At 45.1% G+C, this 18039-nt stretch carries 17 protein-coding genes and 1 pseudogene; 13 read left to right on the top strand and 5 right to left on the bottom strand.

Going from position 1 to position 18039, the window contains the following annotated elements:
* Positions 1-6 precede the first annotated feature (6 nt).
* Positions 7-135, bottom strand: a pseudogene (locus tag RID09_RS28210) (IS607 family transposase); the annotation flags it as partial.
* A 375-nt stretch (positions 136-510) separates the two neighbouring features.
* On the opposite strand from RID09_RS28210, the gene RID09_RS28205 reads away from it, so the two are divergent.
* Together RID09_RS28205 and ureC are read left to right on the top strand one after the other, a co-directional pair.
* Entirely contained in the window at positions 511-792 is a 282-nt protein-coding gene (locus RID09_RS28205; protein ID WP_446339226.1) for a DUF1830 domain-containing protein, read from the top strand.
* 196 nt (positions 793-988) lie between these two features.
* Positions 989-2701: an urease subunit alpha gene (ureC, locus tag RID09_RS28200; RefSeq protein ID WP_446339225.1), complete on the top strand. Its 1713-nt coding sequence runs from the start codon at positions 989-991 to the stop codon at positions 2699-2701.
* A gap of 159 nt (positions 2702-2860) precedes the next feature.
* Here the strand turns inward: ureC and RID09_RS28195 are convergent, their stop codons facing one another.
* Positions 2861-3208: a hypothetical protein gene (locus tag RID09_RS28195; RefSeq protein WP_446339224.1), complete on the bottom strand. Its 348-nt coding sequence runs from the start codon at positions 3206-3208 to the stop codon at positions 2861-2863.
* A gap of 489 nt (positions 3209-3697) precedes the next feature.
* Here RID09_RS28195 and RID09_RS28190 point away from each other — a divergent pair, with 489 nt between their 5' ends.
* Both RID09_RS28190 and RID09_RS28185 read left to right on the top strand, forming a co-directional pair.
* The gene (locus RID09_RS28190; protein ID WP_446339223.1) at positions 3698-4471 is read left to right on the top strand and encodes a hypothetical protein; all 774 of its coding nucleotides are present in this window, start codon (positions 3698-3700) and stop codon (positions 4469-4471) included.
* A 5-nt stretch (positions 4472-4476) separates the two neighbouring features.
* Positions 4477-4602 carry a hypothetical protein gene (locus RID09_RS28185; RefSeq protein WP_446339222.1) on the top strand — a complete coding sequence of 42 codons (126 nt, stop codon included), beginning with the start codon at positions 4477-4479 and terminating at the stop codon, positions 4600-4602.
* Here RID09_RS28185 and RID09_RS28180 read toward each other — a convergent pair.
* A complete protein-coding gene (locus RID09_RS28180) occupies positions 4587-4844 on the bottom strand; it encodes a hypothetical protein (protein ID WP_446339221.1) in 258 nt (85 codons plus the stop codon). The two genes, RID09_RS28185 and RID09_RS28180, sit on opposite strands and share 16 nt — an antisense overlap.
* A 23-nt stretch (positions 4845-4867) precedes the next feature.
* Between RID09_RS28180 and RID09_RS28175 the strand changes: the two genes are divergently transcribed.
* The 3 genes from RID09_RS28175 (at position 4868) to RID09_RS28165 (ending at position 7507) form a co-directional block, all read left to right on the top strand.
* Entirely contained in the window at positions 4868-6625 is a 1758-nt protein-coding gene (locus RID09_RS28175; RefSeq protein WP_446339220.1) for a peroxidase family protein, read from the top strand.
* Between the two features lie 250 nt (positions 6626-6875).
* Positions 6876-7016: a hypothetical protein gene (locus RID09_RS28170; protein WP_446339219.1), complete on the top strand. Its 141-nt coding sequence runs from the start codon at positions 6876-6878 to the stop codon at positions 7014-7016.
* Positions 7013-7507, top strand: a complete 495-nt coding sequence (locus RID09_RS28165) for a TerB family tellurite resistance protein (RefSeq protein WP_446339218.1) — start codon at positions 7013-7015, stop codon at positions 7505-7507. The genes RID09_RS28170 and RID09_RS28165 overlap by 4 nt, the downstream gene beginning before the upstream one ends.
* A gap of 86 nt (positions 7508-7593) precedes the next feature.
* Here the strand turns inward: RID09_RS28165 and RID09_RS28160 are convergent, their stop codons facing one another.
* A complete protein-coding gene (locus RID09_RS28160; protein ID WP_446339217.1) occupies positions 7594-8517 on the bottom strand; it encodes a Sll0314/Alr1548 family TPR repeat-containing protein in 924 nt (307 codons plus the stop codon).
* Positions 8518-8644: 127 nt separating this feature from the next.
* On the opposite strand from RID09_RS28160, the gene RID09_RS28155 reads away from it, so the two are divergent.
* From RID09_RS28155 to rpiA, 4 genes are all read left to right on the top strand, one after another.
* Positions 8645-9313 carry an ABC transporter ATP-binding protein gene (locus RID09_RS28155; RefSeq protein ID WP_446339216.1) on the top strand — a complete coding sequence of 223 codons (669 nt, stop codon included), beginning with the start codon at positions 8645-8647 and terminating at the stop codon, positions 9311-9313.
* Positions 9314-9370: 57 nt separating this feature from the next.
* Positions 9371-10060 (top strand): 16S rRNA (guanine(527)-N(7))-methyltransferase RsmG, encoded by a 690-nt coding sequence (gene rsmG, locus RID09_RS28150; RefSeq protein ID WP_446339215.1) that lies wholly within the window; start codon positions 9371-9373, stop codon positions 10058-10060.
* 381 nt (positions 10061-10441) lie between these two features.
* Positions 10442-10897: an RNA recognition motif domain-containing protein gene (locus RID09_RS28145; protein WP_446339214.1), complete on the top strand. Its 456-nt coding sequence runs from the start codon at positions 10442-10444 to the stop codon at positions 10895-10897.
* Positions 10898-11178: 281 nt separating this feature from the next.
* On the top strand, positions 11179-11889 hold the full coding sequence (gene rpiA / locus RID09_RS28140) for a ribose-5-phosphate isomerase RpiA (RefSeq protein WP_446339256.1): 711 nt from the start codon (positions 11179-11181) through the stop codon (positions 11887-11889).
* Positions 11890-11998: 109 nt separating this feature from the next.
* On the opposite strand, the gene RID09_RS28135 is transcribed toward rpiA, so the two are convergent.
* Positions 11999-14932, bottom strand: coding sequence for a GAF domain-containing sensor histidine kinase (locus RID09_RS28135; protein ID WP_446339213.1), 2934 nt, complete (start codon positions 14930-14932; stop codon positions 11999-12001).
* 582 nt (positions 14933-15514) lie between these two features.
* On the opposite strand from RID09_RS28135, the gene RID09_RS28130 reads away from it, so the two are divergent.
* Positions 15515-16963, top strand: a complete 1449-nt coding sequence (locus RID09_RS28130) for an efflux RND transporter periplasmic adaptor subunit (RefSeq protein WP_446339255.1) — start codon at positions 15515-15517, stop codon at positions 16961-16963.
* 143 nt (positions 16964-17106) lie between these two features.
* Positions 17107-17991 carry an Rpn family recombination-promoting nuclease/putative transposase gene (locus RID09_RS28125; RefSeq protein WP_446339212.1) on the top strand — a complete coding sequence of 295 codons (885 nt, stop codon included), beginning with the start codon at positions 17107-17109 and terminating at the stop codon, positions 17989-17991.
* The last annotated feature ends 48 nt before the right edge of the window (positions 17992-18039 follow it).

The raw sequence follows: 18039 nt of genomic DNA, 5'->3' as shown, positions 1-18039 counted from the left end.
TCAAGCTTACGGAGATTTGCCAGAGGTGTCAACAGCTTCAATCAATTTCTCTAGAATCTTCTGGTTGCGCCTTGAACGTGAACCATACAACCTAGCCGAGAATACTGTGATAATCTCTAATACATCGGCGGCTAAATCCTTGACCATCTCAAAGTTATAGCCATGGTTTTGCCTTCTTTCTCCCATCGCCTCAAGGTGTCTATCTACACTCCTTTTACGGCGGCGGCTTCCCCTATAGACAACAATCGAACCAGAGATTTTTAGTTGTGAATCTCTGGGTCGATTATCGGTAAACCTAGGTATTTAGACGACTACTGCAAACCCCTCCCCCCTAGGTTGACAGACTACTCGTTTTAATTTAGAGCGTTTTTTGTATCAAGTTGTAACAATAAATCAAAATTTATCAAAAATTTAAGGATTATTTTCAACAAGCTTAAACTTAAGTTTGTAAAAATTAAAATAGAGGGAGTCAATCACCTTCGCTTTGTTACTTAAGAACACCTAAGACCCATGATTACATCAGCCATTCCTTCACAACCGACGAGTGCTTCTGCTCAACGTCTTTGTAGCTATGCCAATACAACTAGCTCCCTGCAAGTGATTCGGATGGGCAATCCTGGCGCTTACAGTTTCGAGCGTGTTGTTTTTCCCGGCGATCGCGTATTATTTGAAGCGGCATCGGAGGCTCAGCTAGAAGTCTTATCACCGTATCTGGGTCAAGCCATCAAGATTGAAAAAATTCCCTGTCGCCAGTTGCAGGTTGACGTTGATGAGCATCGGCTATCAGCATAAAAAATAGCATGAATTTGGCACATTGGCACAGATTTTTAAACAAAACTTAACCTTGTTTGAGAATCACGTTGCCTTTGGGAGGTAAGAAATGGGGAGAAACCTGGGTTTTCTCCTCTTTTTTTACTCATTTTGGGACGTGCGATCGCGCCTTTTGCCGTATAATTAACCCGCCCCATTATCTCTGACAGAAATCGCGATGAGTTACCGAATGGATCGCCGCGCCTATGCTGAAACTTATGGTCCGACTGTAGGCGATCGCATCCGTCTTGCTGATACTGAATTATTCATTGAAGTAGAACAAGATTTGACAACCTATGGCGATGAAGTCAAATTCGGTGGCGGTAAAGTTATTCGGGATGGGATGGGACAATCTCCCATATCTAATGCCGATGGGGCGGTGGATCTGGTGATTACCAATGCCCTGATTTTGGATTGGTGGGGAATTGTAAAAGCCGATATCGGGATTAAAGACGGCAAGATTTTCAAGATCGGCAAAGCCGGAAATCCCTATATCCAAGATAACGTCGATATAATTATCGGTCCGGGGACTGAAGCCGTGGCTGGAGAAGGCATGATTCTCACCGCTGGGGGGATTGATTCCCATATTCACTTTATCTGTCCCCAACAAATTGAAGTCGCGATCGCATCCGGGATTACTACCATGTTAGGCGGCGGTACGGGACCGGCAACCGGCACCAACGCCACCACTTGTACACCGGGTCCGTGGAACATTTACCGGATGCTGCAAGCCGCCGAAGCTTTTCCCGTAAACTTGGGATTTCTGGGCAAAGGCAATAGTAGTCAACCCCAAGGACTTGTAGAACAAGTGTTAGCGGGGGCAATGGGGTTAAAGTTACACGAAGATTGGGGAACAACACCAGCCACAATTGACACCTGTCTGTGCGTCGCGGATGAGTATGATGTCCAAGTCGCCATCCATACCGACACCCTAAATGAAGCCGGATTTGTGGAAAACACGATCGCGGCATTCAAAAACCGTGCCATCCATACCTACCATACCGAAGGCGCCGGTGGGGGTCATGCCCCCGATATTATCAAAGTTTGCGGGCAAGCCAATGTTTTGCCCTCCTCCACGAATCCCACCCGCCCCTATACGATGAATACCTTGGAAGAACATCTGGATATGTTGATGGTATGCCATCACTTGGATCGGGGGATTCCAGAGGATGTCGCCTTTGCCGAGTCACGGATTCGCCGAGAAACGATCGCGGCTGAGGATATTTTGCACGATTTAGGCGCATTTAGTATGATTGCCTCCGATTCTCAGGCGATGGGGCGAGTCGGAGAAGTGATTATTCGCACTTGGCAAACGGCGCACAAAATGAAAGTGCAACGGGGCGTTTTATCTTCTGGGGAAACGGTGGATCATGATAACTTTCGGGCAAAGCGGTATGTGGCAAAGTATACAATTAACCCAGCAATTACCCATGGCATTGCTGACTATGTGGGTTCAGTTGAGGAAGGGAAGCTGGCAGACTTATGTTTGTGGAAACCCGCCTTTTTTGGCGTGAAACCAGAGATTGTGATTAAAGGGGGTATGATCGCCTGGTCGCAAATGGGGGATGCTAATGCTAGTATTCCCACGCCCCAACCGATTCACAGCCGCCAGATGTTTGGCAGTTTTGGCGGTGCGATCGCGGCTACGTCATTAACCTTTGTATCACAGGCGGCATTAGACCGAGATATTGCCACACAATTGAACTTACAAAAACCCACAGTGGCGGTGTCAAATACGCGGCAAGTGAGTAAGCGAGATATGAAGTTAAATGATGCTTTACCGGAGATGGAAGTTGATCCAGAAACCTATCAAGTGAGGGCAGATGGGGAATTGTTAACCTGCGAACCGGCTGAGAGTTTACCGATGGCACAGCGTTACTTTTTATTTTGAAAAGGTTTTAGGCAAATCAACATTGTAGAGACGTTGCATGCAACGTCTCTACAATGTGGCTCGATCCGGATAACCATCTAGAGAAATCGTGCGATCGCGCCGGGGTTTGTAGTCGCCACTTTAGTGGCAGAAGCGAAGACAGCGCTTACTTACAAACACTTAATTTAGGTCAAGGTAGGCTTTGTTTATCAACCAACTCTCTCCATGGTTTTGATTTTCCCAGTACGCTGACTCTTCAATTGTGAGTACCTCGTCCTCGTCTTCGGAAGACTCTTGCCTATTTCTCTGTCTTAGATTGTCGATTTGTTCCTCAAACTTTTCATGTCCCTCCTCAAAGAAATCGGGATGTTCGTAGAGAGCCGGAATTGGTGCAGGTCGAAAAGGCTCTACTTGTAGGTCACGCCCGGGCAATCTAGGAGAGGGTAACGGTTGGAAGGTTGGTGGGTTAATATTGCTATTTCCAGGAACTTGAGCTTGAGCTAAGGTGAATTCCAAATTTGTTAACACAACGGCAAGGGTTAGTGTTACTACTTTGGTTAACCTTGAGCTTGCTAATCGTTTTGCCCCTGTCCTCTGAAGCGAAAAAGAGCGATGGAGGAAACGAGGCAACCCTGAAAAGTTCTCGTTTCTAAATTGCATGATTACACCTATGTATCTTTTTAATTCTATTTTATTTCGCAGAACAATAAATATGGATTTTAATTAATAAAGTGATACAATGACAATTATTATTTAATTATTCATACAATATTTTTAATCAAAAAAATACACCCTACTGGGTGAAAAAGATATCCAATGGGGTGAAGACGGTTATGAAGAGCAGAAGCCGCTAAAGATATACTAGAGCATATAAATGTGGAATGCATTGCATAAGCCTCCTGAACTAGAGAGATATAGTCCAGTAACCCCGTCTAAACTAAGTCGATGAGGAGTCGATGGGTTCTCAAAGACGTGACTGATTAGAGGGGACATAACACGAGTTGCTGGAGAATACCGATGACACAGAAGCCAACGCTGGAGATGACTCTGCTCCCTCTGACACCTGCTCCCCTTATCCCTTACCCTGGTGTCCCCCTCAAGCTGCAACAGCCGAGACTCTCTTGGCTTAAGGTGACAGGAGGTACAGTCTGGTTACTGCTAATGCTGACATTACCCGCCATGGCTTGCGGTGGATTGAACAGAGAATTGTTATTCGCCTCCAGTCTAATTACACTTCCGGCTATTTCATTGATGTACGGGTATGGATTACCGTTATTGGCTACGGTTTTAATTGAATCCTTTATCTTGTGCAAGCGAGAATTGATTCCTTACCGAAAAGCTTTTTTGATAGCAGGATTGGCGAATGGGTTTTATCTGTTGGCTAGTTTTGTTAGTTCTGTTTTCTTAAGTGTAATATTTCCTCTGGCTCCAATTGGTTCGATTTTATCGGCGGCGATGTGTCTTTCCTTTTGTCAGCGTCGGGGGTATTTAAAGAATATTAGCCAAGGAATGTTTAAATTCTGGGTGTATCTTTTCTTTGTTGTTTTGGGCTTTGCTACGTTATTCCTGATCAGCGCCATGGATAGTTCCGCAAACATAGCTTTTCTATATGGTGTGACAGCCGGATTACTGCTGATTAGCTTTGTCTTGGGCTTTGTAACCAAGGGGTTTGCGATCGCAGATTTATTAAAGCACAAGCATCCTAATCTGGCAATGACAGTTATGTCGATGCATCTGGGTTCGTTTGGAATTATTCCCATAGCTTATTATTTGATGCGGCTTCAAGGGTAGGGATTGTGCCTCGGTTAGCGGCTACAGGTGAGCATAAGCGAGCGGTTCAGATCGCCCAAACTATCCAATCGCACTATGGCGATAAAGAAAAAGCCATGGCTGCGATCGCCCGTTATCAAAATTCCCCTTGATCGGCAATCTCCAAAACCTGGTAGAGGTGTTCCGGCGGCAGTCTTGACAACAGTTCGCTTGTCCTAATCAATGTGTCTACTGCTATAGCAGGTAAACCCTGAGCGGTTTTGTGAAAAAATGTAACAAATATTCGCTTTTTGCGTAAAAATGGCGGCTTAATCGTGAGTAATAGATAGAACTGAATTTTATGATTTGATACCTTCAGGTACTTTCCTGAACCATAAGTTTTCAGTTCATTCATAACTATCAAGGTGTAATTCAACTATGATGACTGCTCGCAAAATCCGTCACACTCTGCTTACCCTAACCAGTTTTGCTAGCGTAGGATTTGCCCTATCCCTACCCGCCCAAGCCATAGAATTTAGGTCGATTGACGGGTCAAACAATAACCTGGATAATCCGAGCTGGGGTGAAGCCGAAATTGAACTGATTCGCCTCCTCGAACCCGATTACAGTGATGGAATTTCCGCGCCTGCGGGTATGAATCGCCCCAACCCTCGCGCCATCAGTAACGCGATCGCAGCTCAATCCGAATCACTCCCCAATCCCTTCCACGCCAGCGATTGGCTATGGCAATGGGGACAATTCCTGGATCATGACATCGACTTGACTGATCCGCCTGAAGGTGCAGAACCGTTACCCATCATCGTTCCAGAGAATGATTTAATCTTTACCCCTGGATCAGAGATTCCCTTTAATAGAAATGTCGCCGCACCAGGAACAGGTACAGATAGTAATAATCCCCGCCAACAAGTTAACGCGATTACAGCTTATATTGATGGGTCGAGTGTCTATGGATCAGACTTAGAACGGGCAAATTTTTTACGCACGGGAGACGGCGGAAAACTCAAAACCGGTGCGGGTAATCTGTTACCCTTCAATACTACCAATTTGCCTAATGCCAATCCCTTTGGTGTCAACTCTGAGGATTTATTTATCGCTGGGGATGTGCGGGCAAATGAACAGATTGGCTTAACAGCAGTTCATACGCTTTTTGTACGAGAACACAATCGGTTAGCCGAGGAAATTGTGGCTGATCCGACAACTCCTGAAAAAGCGGCTAACGCTGGACTTTCTGTAGACGACTATACTTACCAAACCGCCCGTCGGATTGTCGGTGCCCAAATTCAGGCAATTACCTACAATGAGTTTTTGCCTTTACTCTTGGGTGAGGGGGCGCTCGATCCCTATAGTCGCTACGATGAAACCGTAAACCCCAGTATCAGCAACGAATTTTCCACCGCCGCCTACCGAGTCGGTCACACCATGCTATCCCCAGAATTGCAACGGATCAACAATGATGGTACATCGGCGGGGAGTATTTCCTTAAGAGATAGTTTCTTTAATCCCCAAGAAATTACCAATAACGGGATTGATTCATTGCTTTTAGGATTAGCCTCTCAAAAATCGCAAACTATTGATGCATTCATCGTCGATGATGTCCGCAATTTCCTCTTCCCCGCCGGAAACGGTGGATTGGATTTACCCGCTGTGAATATTCAACGGGGACGCGATCATGGACTTCCCGGTTATAATGAAGCACGTCGGGCGTTGGGTTTAGGCGGATACACGAGTTTCGATCAAATTACATCCAACGCCGAAATTGCCCAGCGCTTCCGAGATATTTACGGCACAACCGATGGTCAAGATAACATTGATTTAGTCGATTTGTGGATGGGGGGAATTGCTGAAGACGCCTATAAAGGTGGGATGGTTGGCGAACTGTTCAATGTAATTATCTCCGATCAATTCCAGCGTTTACAGGATGGCGATCGCTTCTTTTATCTGGCGGATCAGGATCTACTGAATTTGAGACCAGATATTGGCAATACGACACTTTCTGATATTATCCGCCGCAATACTGATATTACCAACATTCAGGATAATGCCTTTATTGTTGCCAAAGATGTACCAGAACCCTCCGCACTATTCGGATTGTTTTTAATTGGGGTTTTTGGCGGGACTTTAGGGCAATTGCGTCAGCGTCAATCCGTCAACCAAGGACATTCCCAATCAATCTAGCGATTCATCCGGTAGGGGCGCACAGACGTGCGCCCTGATCCAGGTATCGCATCAGACCAGAAAGTGCTGTAAATATAAACCAGTGACACGCCTAATTAGATTGGGTTTGTCGTCATGTTAGTAGGGTGTGTTAGCGAAGCGTAACGCACCATTGACTAAGGCTTTGGTTGTTTATGGCTATCGCCTAAATCACTATGGCGGCGTGAACCCGCCCAATCGCCCCAACGCCCCAACGCCCCAACTCAAGGCGATGCCTCAAGTTCAGGCTACTCGTCAAGCTCTTAGTGATCGCCAAAACCATTTTAGTCGTATTGACAAAAAAAAACTTAATGGTAAAAAAATAAAAGTATTTTCTTCTGTTTATTTCAACAAAAAAGGAGATAAAATATGAGCATTGAGAAACAAGTTGTTCCGGCTTCTCAATACATGAAAAAAAACCTGGGAATTTCTGAAGCTCCCTACGAAGCATACCTTAACTATGGATATGCACTGCTAGCTATTGCCGGAGCTGACGGAGAGGTTTCAACAGGCGAGATGAACTGGTTACTGAACCATCAGCGAATGGTTGGCGCTCCAGAAGAACTTATGGAAAAATACAAATCCTTTGACTACAAAAGTGCTAAGTTGGAAGAATTATTATCCCATATTATGGTTGATGTTTCTACTTGGTCATCGTCGAGGACATTGTTGTATCACGCCATTCAAATGGCTCGTGCCGATGAAAATTACTCATCTGAAGAGCAAAAAGCTGTAAAGAAAGCCGCTAAACTTTTGAACGTTGAAGATGATATTGCGCTGGCTCTTAATAAATTAGTAGAAATGGAAGAAGCCGCAAATGGATTGCGTAAGGCTCTATTGCGAACTGAAACGTTGAATGCTTGATATTTTGATAGTTGGGTTCCAGGTGGGGCGGATAGTTGATTGACCCCCCACCGTGTAGAGACGTAGCATGCTACGTCTCTACATTATTAATTTCCAAGTCTAGCGCGATCGCGTTCTCCCCGACAATCCCGATCAACATTATCAACCTCTTCTTGCGCTTTACACTGCTCATAGACAATTTGACCCGTCGAATAATTGGGAAGTTGCGCCCGTTTTTCTAAGGCTTTTTTAAAGTAGTCTAGCGCTGCTTCAGGTTTATCTTGATGCACTAATATTTGGGCTTTGAGGTATAAGACTTCGGGATTATCCGGCGTCATTGCCAGAGCGCGTTCGACATAATCCATCGCCTGATTATATTTTTTCAAATCTCGATAAGCAACGGCAATCCCCCGATACGTCAGATACTTGGGATAGCCATGAGTTTCTAACTTTTCAATGGCATTAGCGGGGTCAGCAAAGGGGACATTGACAGCTAGCATCAAATCCATGTGACCGGTGAGCAAGTTGAGTTCTGGATCTGTAGCATCAATTGCTTTGGCGGCGTCTAAATATTGAAAGACTTTCTGGAGTTTACTCAGCGCTCTAACCGGACCTTCTTTCTCAAAGTTATAAGTCCCTTCTAAAAAGTGACCGACAGCGGTGTAAAGATTGCCGCGTAGTGGATCAGATGTGATCAGTTGTTCAGCCGTGGTTCGGGTTTTTGTGGCGTAATTATTCAGGGCTTCTAACTCTCGCTCAGTGTACGCGATCGCAGCGAGCATGGCATAGACTAGCGGATCATTGCCCTCACTCGCTTTAGCTTGCTGGAGGTGGTCTTTGGCGGCTTGATAATTGCCCTGTTTGAAAATCGATTCAAATGCTGCTTCCGTATTATCGCCAATATTGCGGGGATTACTGGGACGAAACGGATCGCCAGCTAAACTCGGAGTCACCCAAAAACTGACAACCATCATCGCTGCACCAGCTAAAGCGTTTACGGTTCGTCGGGGGGTTGGCAACCAATGATTCATGTCTTAACTACAACTAATGTCTGTTAACGTTCGACGTTGGCGGTAATTGGAGGTTCCGTCCGCAATCCTAAGACAATCGATGCCACAATGAAGAAGATCCGACCATCTTTTTGCTCAACGGATTTGGATGCTTTATCTCAAAAATATAACTTATCACCCGCCCGCTACCCCCACCGCTATCTTAAAAGGTCTGACTCTAACACTCGCACCGCAACAACTAGGACTGATTATCGGTCGCAGTGGTTCTGGCAAAACCACTTTATTAGAAATTTTGGCAGGTTTAGCTCAAGCGACATCGGGCGATATATTCTGGGGTGAACAGGAACTGACGCCTGATCACTTGCAACAACTCGCCGGATTGGTGTTTCAGTTTCCTGAACGGCACTTTTGTGGGAGTACGGTGCTAGAGGAATTGCGAATGGGACACCCAGAATTGGGTTCAGAACGGGTTCAGGAAGCTTTAAGTGAAGTTGGACTCGGTGAGATTTCTCTGTATACGTCCCCTCATGCTCTCAGTGGCGGTCAACAGCGACGTTTAGCCTTAGCGGTTCAATTGATTCGCCAACCAACAGTATTGATGCTAGACGAACCAACAGCCGGACTGGATTGGTCAATGCGCCGCCAGTTAGCAAGTTTGCTCTTAAAACTCAAGTCCCATTGGACTTTACTGGTTGTGACTCACGATGCGAGTGAGTTATTGCAAATTGCTGACTGCTGTTGGACAATCCAACAGGGTGAACTTAACTCCGTTGATCCGGCTAGTCTGGGACAAAAAGCGGCTGTTACGAGTCATTAGTCATTAGTCATTTGTCCTTTGTCATTAGACAGGGAACTCTTAACAGGGAACAGTCGAATGAACAATACACAATTGCTCCCGGAGATGGTTGAGGTTTGGCGGGGAACCTTAAATTGGCAACCGAATGAAAGTCAACAACGGCAGTTTCAGCGCCTGTATGCTGAGATTGTGGCAGGGAATCGTCAGTTGAATTTAACCCGCATCACCCAACCGGAGGAATTTTGGGAAAAGCATTTATGGGATTCGCTACGAGGGGTGGTTTCTTGGTTGTCAGGGGAGGAGAAACCGCTGAAAATTATTGATATTGGTACAGGTGCAGGATTTCCGGGATTGCCTGTCGCGATCGCGCTTCCTTCGAGTTCGGTGACGTTACTCGATTCGACGCGCAAAAAAATTACCTTTCTCGATAGCCTGATTCCCCAGTTAGCCATGCCTAATGCTACCACTGTACTCGGTCGGGCAGAAAAAGTTGGACAACAACGTCACCATCGCCAACGGTATGATATCGCCCTCGTTCGTGCCGTGAGTTCGGCATCGGCTTGTGCGGACTACGCTCTACCCTTCCTGAAACCGGGGGGTTTAGCGATTTTGTATCGGGGTCACTGGACAGAGGCCCAAATGGATGATCTCAAGGGGACAGTCAAACAATTAGGAGGTGCGATCGCATCGGTTGAATCCTTTACCACGCCCCTATCTCATAGCGTCCGCCACTGTTTGTCCTTAAGAGTTATCCCTGATCCGACTTGATTAGCCCTACTCGTGAGTCCTCAATCGCTCACATCTGGTTAAAAACCCAAATATTTCTGTTATACTAGCTTGCCTACGGCAATTTGTGTTAGGTTAACAATAGTGTAAATATTCTGTAATAATTAGAGATATAAGCCCAAGCATTAGCTTCAAACCTAATAATTACGACCCAGAGTTCATAAAAGGGTCGTAGCTAAACCGTGTAAATGGTCAAAAGAGTTTGATTTTATTACATCAGTCTGTGCTGTTGAGGTTGGTCAGGATCAGTGGAAAAATATCTGGACGTAGCAATAGTTCATCCATTTTCTCGATCCTGAGCTACCCCAATTGCTGGTGTATGCTCATGGATTTGAAATTCAATCACATCTGGAGGTATCTCTCATGTCCGTTCGTCTTTACGTTGGCAACCTGCCTAAAGAACCCGTTGATCGCGATGAACTGCAAGCAATTTTTGCCGAAGCGAGTCCATCGGTTTCCACAAAAGTGATTAAAGATCGCAAAACGGGGAAATGTCGCGGCTTTGGCTTTGTCACCGTTCCCAATGATGAGTTGGCTGAGCAAATTATTGAGCAATTCAACGGTCACGTCTTTAAAGACAGCACCTTGAAAATCGAAAAAGCCCAGCCCAAGTCAAAAAGTGCCAGTGAGGAGGAATCTCGCCCATCTGGAGGTGGTGGTAGTGCTCCTGGACGTCGGGGAGGGGGTAATAAAAAATCCAAACGGAGTTCTTCCCCCTCCCAAACACCCGATTCGGGTTCAGTTCAACCTGACCCCCGGTGGGCGGCTGATTTGGCAAAACTCAAGGAACTTTTGGCGGCACAACCGAATAATTCCTAGAGTTGGTCTGAATCAAAAGCCAAACCCACTTAACTCGAACACAGACAAAGGCGGCGTTAGAAAACCCGCGCTCACCGCAGGACACGGTAAAGGCAGATCATTGTGCTAAAAATTTACCGTGTCTGTCTTTGTTGGCAAATTCCAGGTAACGTTGATCGCTAAATCTCTACCGACAATGATACTCTTACTTTTGGGGTGACCCCTGAAATCTGGGCATCGTTAAACCAACGATGAAATATACCCAATCCCCAGTAATTCATAACGAAGAAGGAGATTTTAGTATGAGTGCAGAAACTGACCCCGTTAAGCTGATGAAGCAAGAAGTCGGCAAAGCGGCGGCTGAACGGGTGAAATCTGGGACGATTGTTGGCTTAGGTACAGGGTCAACGACCGCTTATGCGATTCAGTATATCGGCGATCGCATCAAAAAAGGTGACCTGAAGGATATTAAGGGGATTCCCACATCATTTCAGGCAGAGGTTTTAGCTAAAGAGCATGGTATTCCCTTAACTAGCTTAGATGCCGTAGACCATATTGATGTTGCCATTGATGGCGCTGATGAAGTTGATCCGCAAAAGAATTTGATCAAAGGCGGTGGTGCGGCGCATACTCGTGAAAAAGTTGTGGATTCTCTAGCCGCTCAATTTATTGTGGTTGTCGATAGTGGTAAGCTGGTTGATCGTCTAGGTTCAACGTTTAAACTGCCTGTAGAAGTTATTCCCATGGCTTATGCACCTGTGATGCGGGCGATTGAGAAATTGGGGGGAAAACCTGAATTACGGATGGGGGTCAAGAAAGCTGGACCCGTGGTAACCGATCAGGGAAATATGGTAATTGATGTTACCTTTGATTCTATTGATAACCCAGGTGAATTAGAAAAGACACTTAATAATATTCCTGGTGTTTTAGAGAATGGTTTATTTGTCGGTGTAGCTAATGTGGTGCTAATCGGTGAAGTGAAAGATGGTAAACCGCTAGTGCGCGAGATGTAATCGGTTATCCCCATACCAGCAAAATTTGTGTGAGTTACCAAGTAGGGGCTTGGTTACCAAGCCCCTACTCCCCATCACCGTAATTATGGGTATTCAACCGGACATAATATCACCTGTTTTCCAACGGAATTTTTACTATAAATTCAGTTCCTTGCTCAGGAGTTGAAGTGCAATAGATTTGCCCTTTGTGTTTTTCCACGACAATCTGATGGCTAATTGATAATCCTAAACCCGTACCGCTACCGACAGGCTTGGTGGTAAAAAATGGGTCAAATATTTTTTGCATAATATCTTCCTTTATACCCGAACCATTGTCGGAAATTCGGATAACAATAAAGTCCTTTTTCGCTTTTCCATCGTCCGTGGTTGGTTGTTTGAGTCCAGAATCTACCTCAGTAGAGATAGTAATGAATCGTGGTGAAGGTTGGTTTTCCAAAGCATCGATCGCGTTACTCAGAATATTCATAAATACCTGATTCAACTGACTTGCATAACAGGTTACTAATGGCAATTGACTATAATGTTTAATCACCTGAATCCCTCGGCTATTACCTGCTGTCTTGAATCGATGCTGCAAGATTACTAGGGTGTTATCAATGCCTTCATGAATATCAACCCGCTTTATTTCTTTTTCATCCAAGCGGGAAAAGTTTCTTAAGGATAGAACAATGGCACGGATGCGATCGGTGCCAACTTCCATCGATCTGAGCAGATTTTGCCAATCGTCGAGTAGAAATTCTAGGTCAATTTCCTGAAGAAGTTGTTGAAGTTCTGCTGTGGGAGTGGGATAGATCTTTTGGTAAGTCTGAATCAGACGAATTAAATCTTGAAAATATTCCTTAGCGGGGGTCAGATTACCATAAATAAAACTGACAGGATTATTGATTTCGTGTGCCACACCTGCGACCATTTGCCCAAGACTGGACATTTTTTCGCTGTGAATTAATTGAGCTTGGGTGCGTTTTAGTTGATTTAAAGTGAGTTCCAAATCTAAGGCTTGTTCTTGAGTCTTTTGCAATAATTGAGCCTGCTGTACGGCGACGCCAAACTGAGTGGCTATCTGCACCACAACACTAATTTCTGATTCTCGCCAAGCGCGAGGACTAGAATTTTGATAGATGGCGAGTAATCCCCAAAGTTTTTGACCACAAAATATAGGCGCATTGATGTAGGCTTTGGCTTGAAATCGTTCCAGGAGATTGATATAACAGGGGGTAAATCCAGCTTGATAAATGTCGGCGACAACTCGATAGGTTACGCCTTGGCTATAAGCACCGCCTTGAGTGTCTTTGAGATAAGTATCTTGTAGCGAGTCATCGGATGGGGGATTGGATACACAAGGGTTTTCTGAACCATCCCAGGTTTTGATGATACAACGTTCTGATTCTAGAGCATCGGCTTTGAGAGACGGATCATTTTGCTGTTCTGTCGTCAGATTCACCCATCCATCCGCCACAGACTCAGCCACAAACTCGCCACTCCAATCGGGATTGAACCGATAGATGGCGACGCGATCGCATCCCAAGACATGGCGCAATTCTTCTGTTGTCGTCGTGAATATTCTGTCAAGATCGAGGGTTTGACGCATCCGTTGTAAGACAGTCGCGATCGCACTCTCCCGCAACGCACTCTCCCGTAAGGCTTCCTCTACCCGTTTGCGCTCAATTGCTGTAGCAATGATATTGGCAATCGTTTGCAAAAAGTAAATATCATCGTCCGTAAATTGGCGTTTCTGGGTAGTATACACCCCTAACACACCAAAGGGTTGGTTTTGACCCGGAATTCTCATACTCATCCCACTGACAACGCCGTGTTCCTGGAGTAAAGGTGACCCCTGAAATCGTGTCTCTGTGCGTAAGTCTGTGACAATAATTGGTTCCCTACAGAGCAAAGTATAACCCGATTGAGACTCTTTTTTACTACTCACCGTGGCTTGACCAACTAATCCCTCTTTCCAGCCGAATCCTGCTAAAAGAAGTAACTCCTCTCCATTCGGTAAACGTTCCAGAATTTTGCAATAGTCTACATTCAAAGTTTTGGCAATCAGGGTAACTGTCCAATCCATTAAGATGGATAAATCTGCCTCAATTAATGCCTCTTGACCCAGTTGCGCGATCGCGGCTTCTTGGCGTTGACGAATTTGCAAGGCGGCTTCGGCTTGTTTTCGCCCGGTGATATCACTCACCCGTACCAGATGCATTTTCTGACCCGCTACATCAATTGCTCGAATCGCCAAGTTTCCCCAAAATACCTTACCTTTTTTACTGATATATTCTAACTCTTGATGCCAATATCCGTACTGCTTCACTTCATGGGCGATAAAATGAAGTTTTTCAGCCGTAAACCTTTCTTTCTGCAGGAGATGTCCCTCTGTATTGAGTAACTCTTGCTTGTGTTTGGCTTCAAAGAGTTCCACGGCACAGCGATTACAATCTAAAATTAAAAGGGTTTCTGCATCAACTAGAAATATTGCATCAGCCGATTCATTAAATATTGATTCAAATAAATCTTGAGCACGAGAGTCTTCTTTGGCTTTAGTAGCCGAATGGGAGATTAGCTTAGTTATCCAAGGGGCGATCAGAATGACTATCCCTGTCGTACTCACGAATAATCCTAGACATAAAATAATCGTCGTAGTCCTGTTAATATTTTTAGGCGGGAGAAATTTGTTAATTTCAGCTAAATTTAACTGACTATAAGCCTTGCCGAGAAAATTTGGGAGGGTCTGGTCTACTCTAGAGGGCTGTATAATGTGTCTACTGGGTAAATTGCTCTGACTTAGATAAATGGTATTGACAGGGATAGGATGAATCAGAGCAGGAGTAGCTGAGTCAGTAGGGAGGGGCGGCTGGACGCGATCGCGAGTATCATGATGTAATTGAGAAGCCACCTCATTGAGGGTTTGTCCATTGCTGAAAGCCACATATCCCACTAACCCTACTATCGCGGCAATTGGCACGACAAAGGGGATAATCAAGATGGTTTCCAGAGACCTTTGTCTCAACTCCTGACCAATGAGGTGGTAAAGTATTCTAATACACATAAGAAGTGCAGATGCGAGCAAAACCACACTTCAGATTAACATTCCTGATTAGGGTCAGGTAGTATTGCGCGAATGCAGTAGCCATCAGCAGCAGACATGGGAACCGAGTATCTGAATCAAAAGTATTTCAGTATACTAATTCAATTTTATTGTCTATAAATCCTAAATTTTACTTTATTTTATTGGATTTATCATCAATTGAAGATCTAGAAGATCTATATGATGCCCTTGTGCCATCTGCCTTATTTACACCAAATCACTCAATTGGATAACTCCAATGGGTGATGTGTACATGAGTACTCCTGCCCTATCTTAAAGAAAGGTTATATCTATCCCAACTCCAGCCTCCCCCCAAGAGGGTATCTATCCGTACTTTTTCCCTCCTGAACAGAATTTTCGGATTTCCCCCAATCAACCGCCTGGTCAAGAGTGCGCTACAATGTAAAGTAGTGTTAAGGAAAGTAACCCAATATTCATTAAGTTATCTTTACAAAACTAGCGACCTCGAGCCGTAAAAGAGGAATAACCGTGACTCAGACAGCCCCAAATCCCAACAAGAAAACCAAATTAAATCTTTCTCCTATCCCTAAGCCTGCCGAACTCAAACAGGATGTCGATGTCGTCTTCTATGTCCCTGACGCTGAACCTGACCCCTTTGAGCAGGATGCAGATGGCTCTGTCGTACCTAAAACTCACAAATCTAACCCGGGTTGGCTATCTGGAGGAAAGGGGCTGTTTTTAGGCATCGGCATTGGTGTCCTCTTAGCCTTAGGGGCTAACCGTTTAGTTTCTTCTCAACAGTCAGACGCACCCACAGCAGCACCCCCTGTTGCCACCTCATCTGCCCCTAGCCAGAGCGTAACCGTAGCCCAAGTGGCATCAGAAAGCGTCAGCCGCAGCTTAGACGCCACAGGAAGCGTTGCTGCTTTTGAGATGAGTCCAGTTATGTCTCAGGCTACAGGCTTACAGATTCAACAGGTATTAGTGGAACAAGGGCAGGTTGTCACAGCGGGACAATTATTAGCCCGTCTTGATGATTCGGTGCTTCAGGCACAATTAAATAAAGCCCAAGCCTCCGTTGCTCAAGCCGAAGCCCGCCTTGCAGAACTCCGGGCTGGTTCCCGTAGTGAAGAAATTGCCCGTGCCAAAGAAGCCGTCAGCAGCGCTGAATCTGCCGTTACCGCCGCCGAGTCAGACTTAGAATTAGCCAGAACACGGGTTGATCGCAATAAAATACTCCAATCTGAAGGTGCCATCGCCCGCGATCGCTTAGATGAAGTCTACAATCAAGAACGCAGCACCCGTTCCCAACTCGAACAGGCACAAGCCCGGTTACGAGAAGCAAAGCAGCAACTTGCCCAGCTCGAAGCAGGACCTAGGCGGGAAGTCATTACCCAAGCCGAAGCCCAACTGGCACAGGCACAGGCACAAGTGCAATCCACCATGGCACAACTCAACAACACGCGAGTCGTTGCCCCCGTCAGTGGTAAAATAGCCGAACGCGATGCCCGTGTGGGAGATGTCACCTCCTCCTCCCAAACTCTATTCAAAATAATCGAAAACGGACGCCTAGAACTGGTTGCCAACGTTCCCGAAACTCAACTTCCCCAAATTCGTCCGGGACAATCAGTGATCATTACCTCAAACGCCGATAGTAGCTTAAAACTATCGGGCAAGGTTCGGGAAATTGACCCGATGGTGGATGAAGCATCCCGTCAGGCGAAGGTGAAGATCGATTTACCCGCCTCAGCCTCATTAAAACCAGGCATGTTTTTACGGGCATCGATTACCACCTCAGCCTCCCAAGGGCTAACCCTACCCGCCAAAGCGATACTGCCCCAAAGTGACGGCAGTGCGATCGCCTACATCCTGCAACCCGATAACACCGTCAAAGCCCAGCCTGTTGAGGTGGGAGAAGTCCTCGGTGATAATCGTGTTGAAATTAAAAGTGGGTTGTCTGGGAGCGATCGCGTCGTTGTTAAAGGTGCCGCTTATCTAAAAGATGGCGATAAAGTTAATGTTGTCAACTGATTGGGTCAATAGTCCCAAACAAGTACGGGAGAACATTCTCATCCCGTAACCATCCCATTACTCTATTTTTAGACTAAATCCAAAGCGGAGTTTGGGTTATACTCAACGTAGGAGAACTAAGCTGTTTTTCCTTAACACTGATCATGAGATTTATTAGTCCCAAAACTGACTTTGCGTTTAAGAAAATTTTTGGCTCAAACCGCAGTAAAAAAATCCTGATCAGCTTTCTTAACGCTATCGTTTATGAAGGCAAAAACACCATAAAATCATTAGAAATAATCGATCCCTATAATCCGGGTAGTACCAGCACGCTTAAAGATACTTATCTCGATGTTCGGGCAGTTTTAGATAATGACTCTACAGTAATCATCGAAATGCAAGTCTTAAACGTTGAAGCATTCGAGAAACGAGTAATTTACAATATTGCCAAGGCTTATGGGAACCAATTAGATATGGGAGAACAGTATACAACCTTACGACCCTTTATTGCTTTGAGTATTGCTGATTTTTTGCTATTTAAAAATAGCTCACAAATGATTAATCGGTTTCGACTCAAGGAAGAAAAACAGCTATTTAACTATCGAGACGAGTTAACATTGATTTTTATAGAGTTGCCAAAATTTAATAAAGAACTATCAGAATTAGAAACCCTTAGCGATAAATGGATTTATTTTCTCAAAGCTGCCCCCAGTTTAGAGATGATTCCCGAATCCCTAGGGGCAGTACCGGAAATAGAAGAAGCGTTAACTATTGCCAGTCGTGCTAATTTAAGTCATCAAGAATTAGAGGAGTTGCACAAGCAGGAAGTATTTATCGGCGATAGGAAGGGTGAAATTGCTATTGCAAAAATTGAGCAGAATTTAAAATTTATTTCCCTGGTCATCGAACAGAAATTCGGAGCAGTTAATCCAGAACTAATGACGACTATAGAAAAATTATCTTTGTCAGAATTAGATCGTTTGATTGAGACGATTTTGACGTTTCAAGCCATGGAAGACTTGGAACGTTGGTTAGATAATTTTAGATAATTAATTACAATTATAATTACACTCACCCTAAACCTGATGGCGCTCGCA

Source organism: Coleofasciculus sp. G1-WW12-02 (genome assembly GCF_040219735.1).
Lineage (GTDB): Bacteria > Cyanobacteriota > Cyanobacteriia > Cyanobacteriales > Coleofasciculaceae > Coleofasciculus.
The sequence above is the reverse complement of the archived record's forward strand: the minus strand, read 5'-3'. Positions and strand labels throughout refer to the sequence as shown.

Bases quoted from the DNA above. Each gene is read 5' to 3' on its own strand.
- RID09_RS28155 (WP_446339216.1), top strand. From the start codon at position 8,645: ATGCTTTATCTCAAAAATATAACTTATCACCCGCCCGCTACCCCCACC.
- RID09_RS28125 (WP_446339212.1), top strand. From the start codon at position 17,107: ATGAGATTTATTAGTCCCAAAACTGACTTTGCGTTTAAGAAAATTTTT.
- RID09_RS28170 (WP_446339219.1), top strand. From the start codon at position 6,876: ATGCCTCAAGTTCAGGCTACTCGTCAAGCTCTTAGTGATCGCCAAAAC.
- RID09_RS28205 (WP_446339226.1), top strand. From the start codon at position 511: ATGATTACATCAGCCATTCCTTCACAACCGACGAGTGCTTCTGCTCAA.
- RID09_RS28135 (WP_446339213.1), bottom strand. From the start codon at position 14,932: ATGTGTATTAGAATACTTTACCACCTCATTGGTCAGGAGTTGAGACAA.
- RID09_RS28190 (WP_446339223.1), top strand. From the start codon at position 3,698: ATGACACAGAAGCCAACGCTGGAGATGACTCTGCTCCCTCTGACACCT.
- RID09_RS28160 (WP_446339217.1), bottom strand. From the start codon at position 8,517: ATGAATCATTGGTTGCCAACCCCCCGACGAACCGTAAACGCTTTAGCT.
- RID09_RS28165 (WP_446339218.1), top strand. From the start codon at position 7,013: ATGAGCATTGAGAAACAAGTTGTTCCGGCTTCTCAATACATGAAAAAA.
- RID09_RS28180 (WP_446339221.1), bottom strand. From the start codon at position 4,844: ATGAATGAACTGAAAACTTATGGTTCAGGAAAGTACCTGAAGGTATCA.
- rpiA (WP_446339256.1), top strand. From the start codon at position 11,179: ATGAGTGCAGAAACTGACCCCGTTAAGCTGATGAAGCAAGAAGTCGGC.
- rsmG (WP_446339215.1), top strand. From the start codon at position 9,371: ATGAACAATACACAATTGCTCCCGGAGATGGTTGAGGTTTGGCGGGGA.
- ureC (WP_446339225.1), top strand. From the start codon at position 989: ATGAGTTACCGAATGGATCGCCGCGCCTATGCTGAAACTTATGGTCCG.
- RID09_RS28175 (WP_446339220.1), top strand. From the start codon at position 4,868: ATGATGACTGCTCGCAAAATCCGTCACACTCTGCTTACCCTAACCAGT.
- RID09_RS28145 (WP_446339214.1), top strand. From the start codon at position 10,442: ATGTCCGTTCGTCTTTACGTTGGCAACCTGCCTAAAGAACCCGTTGAT.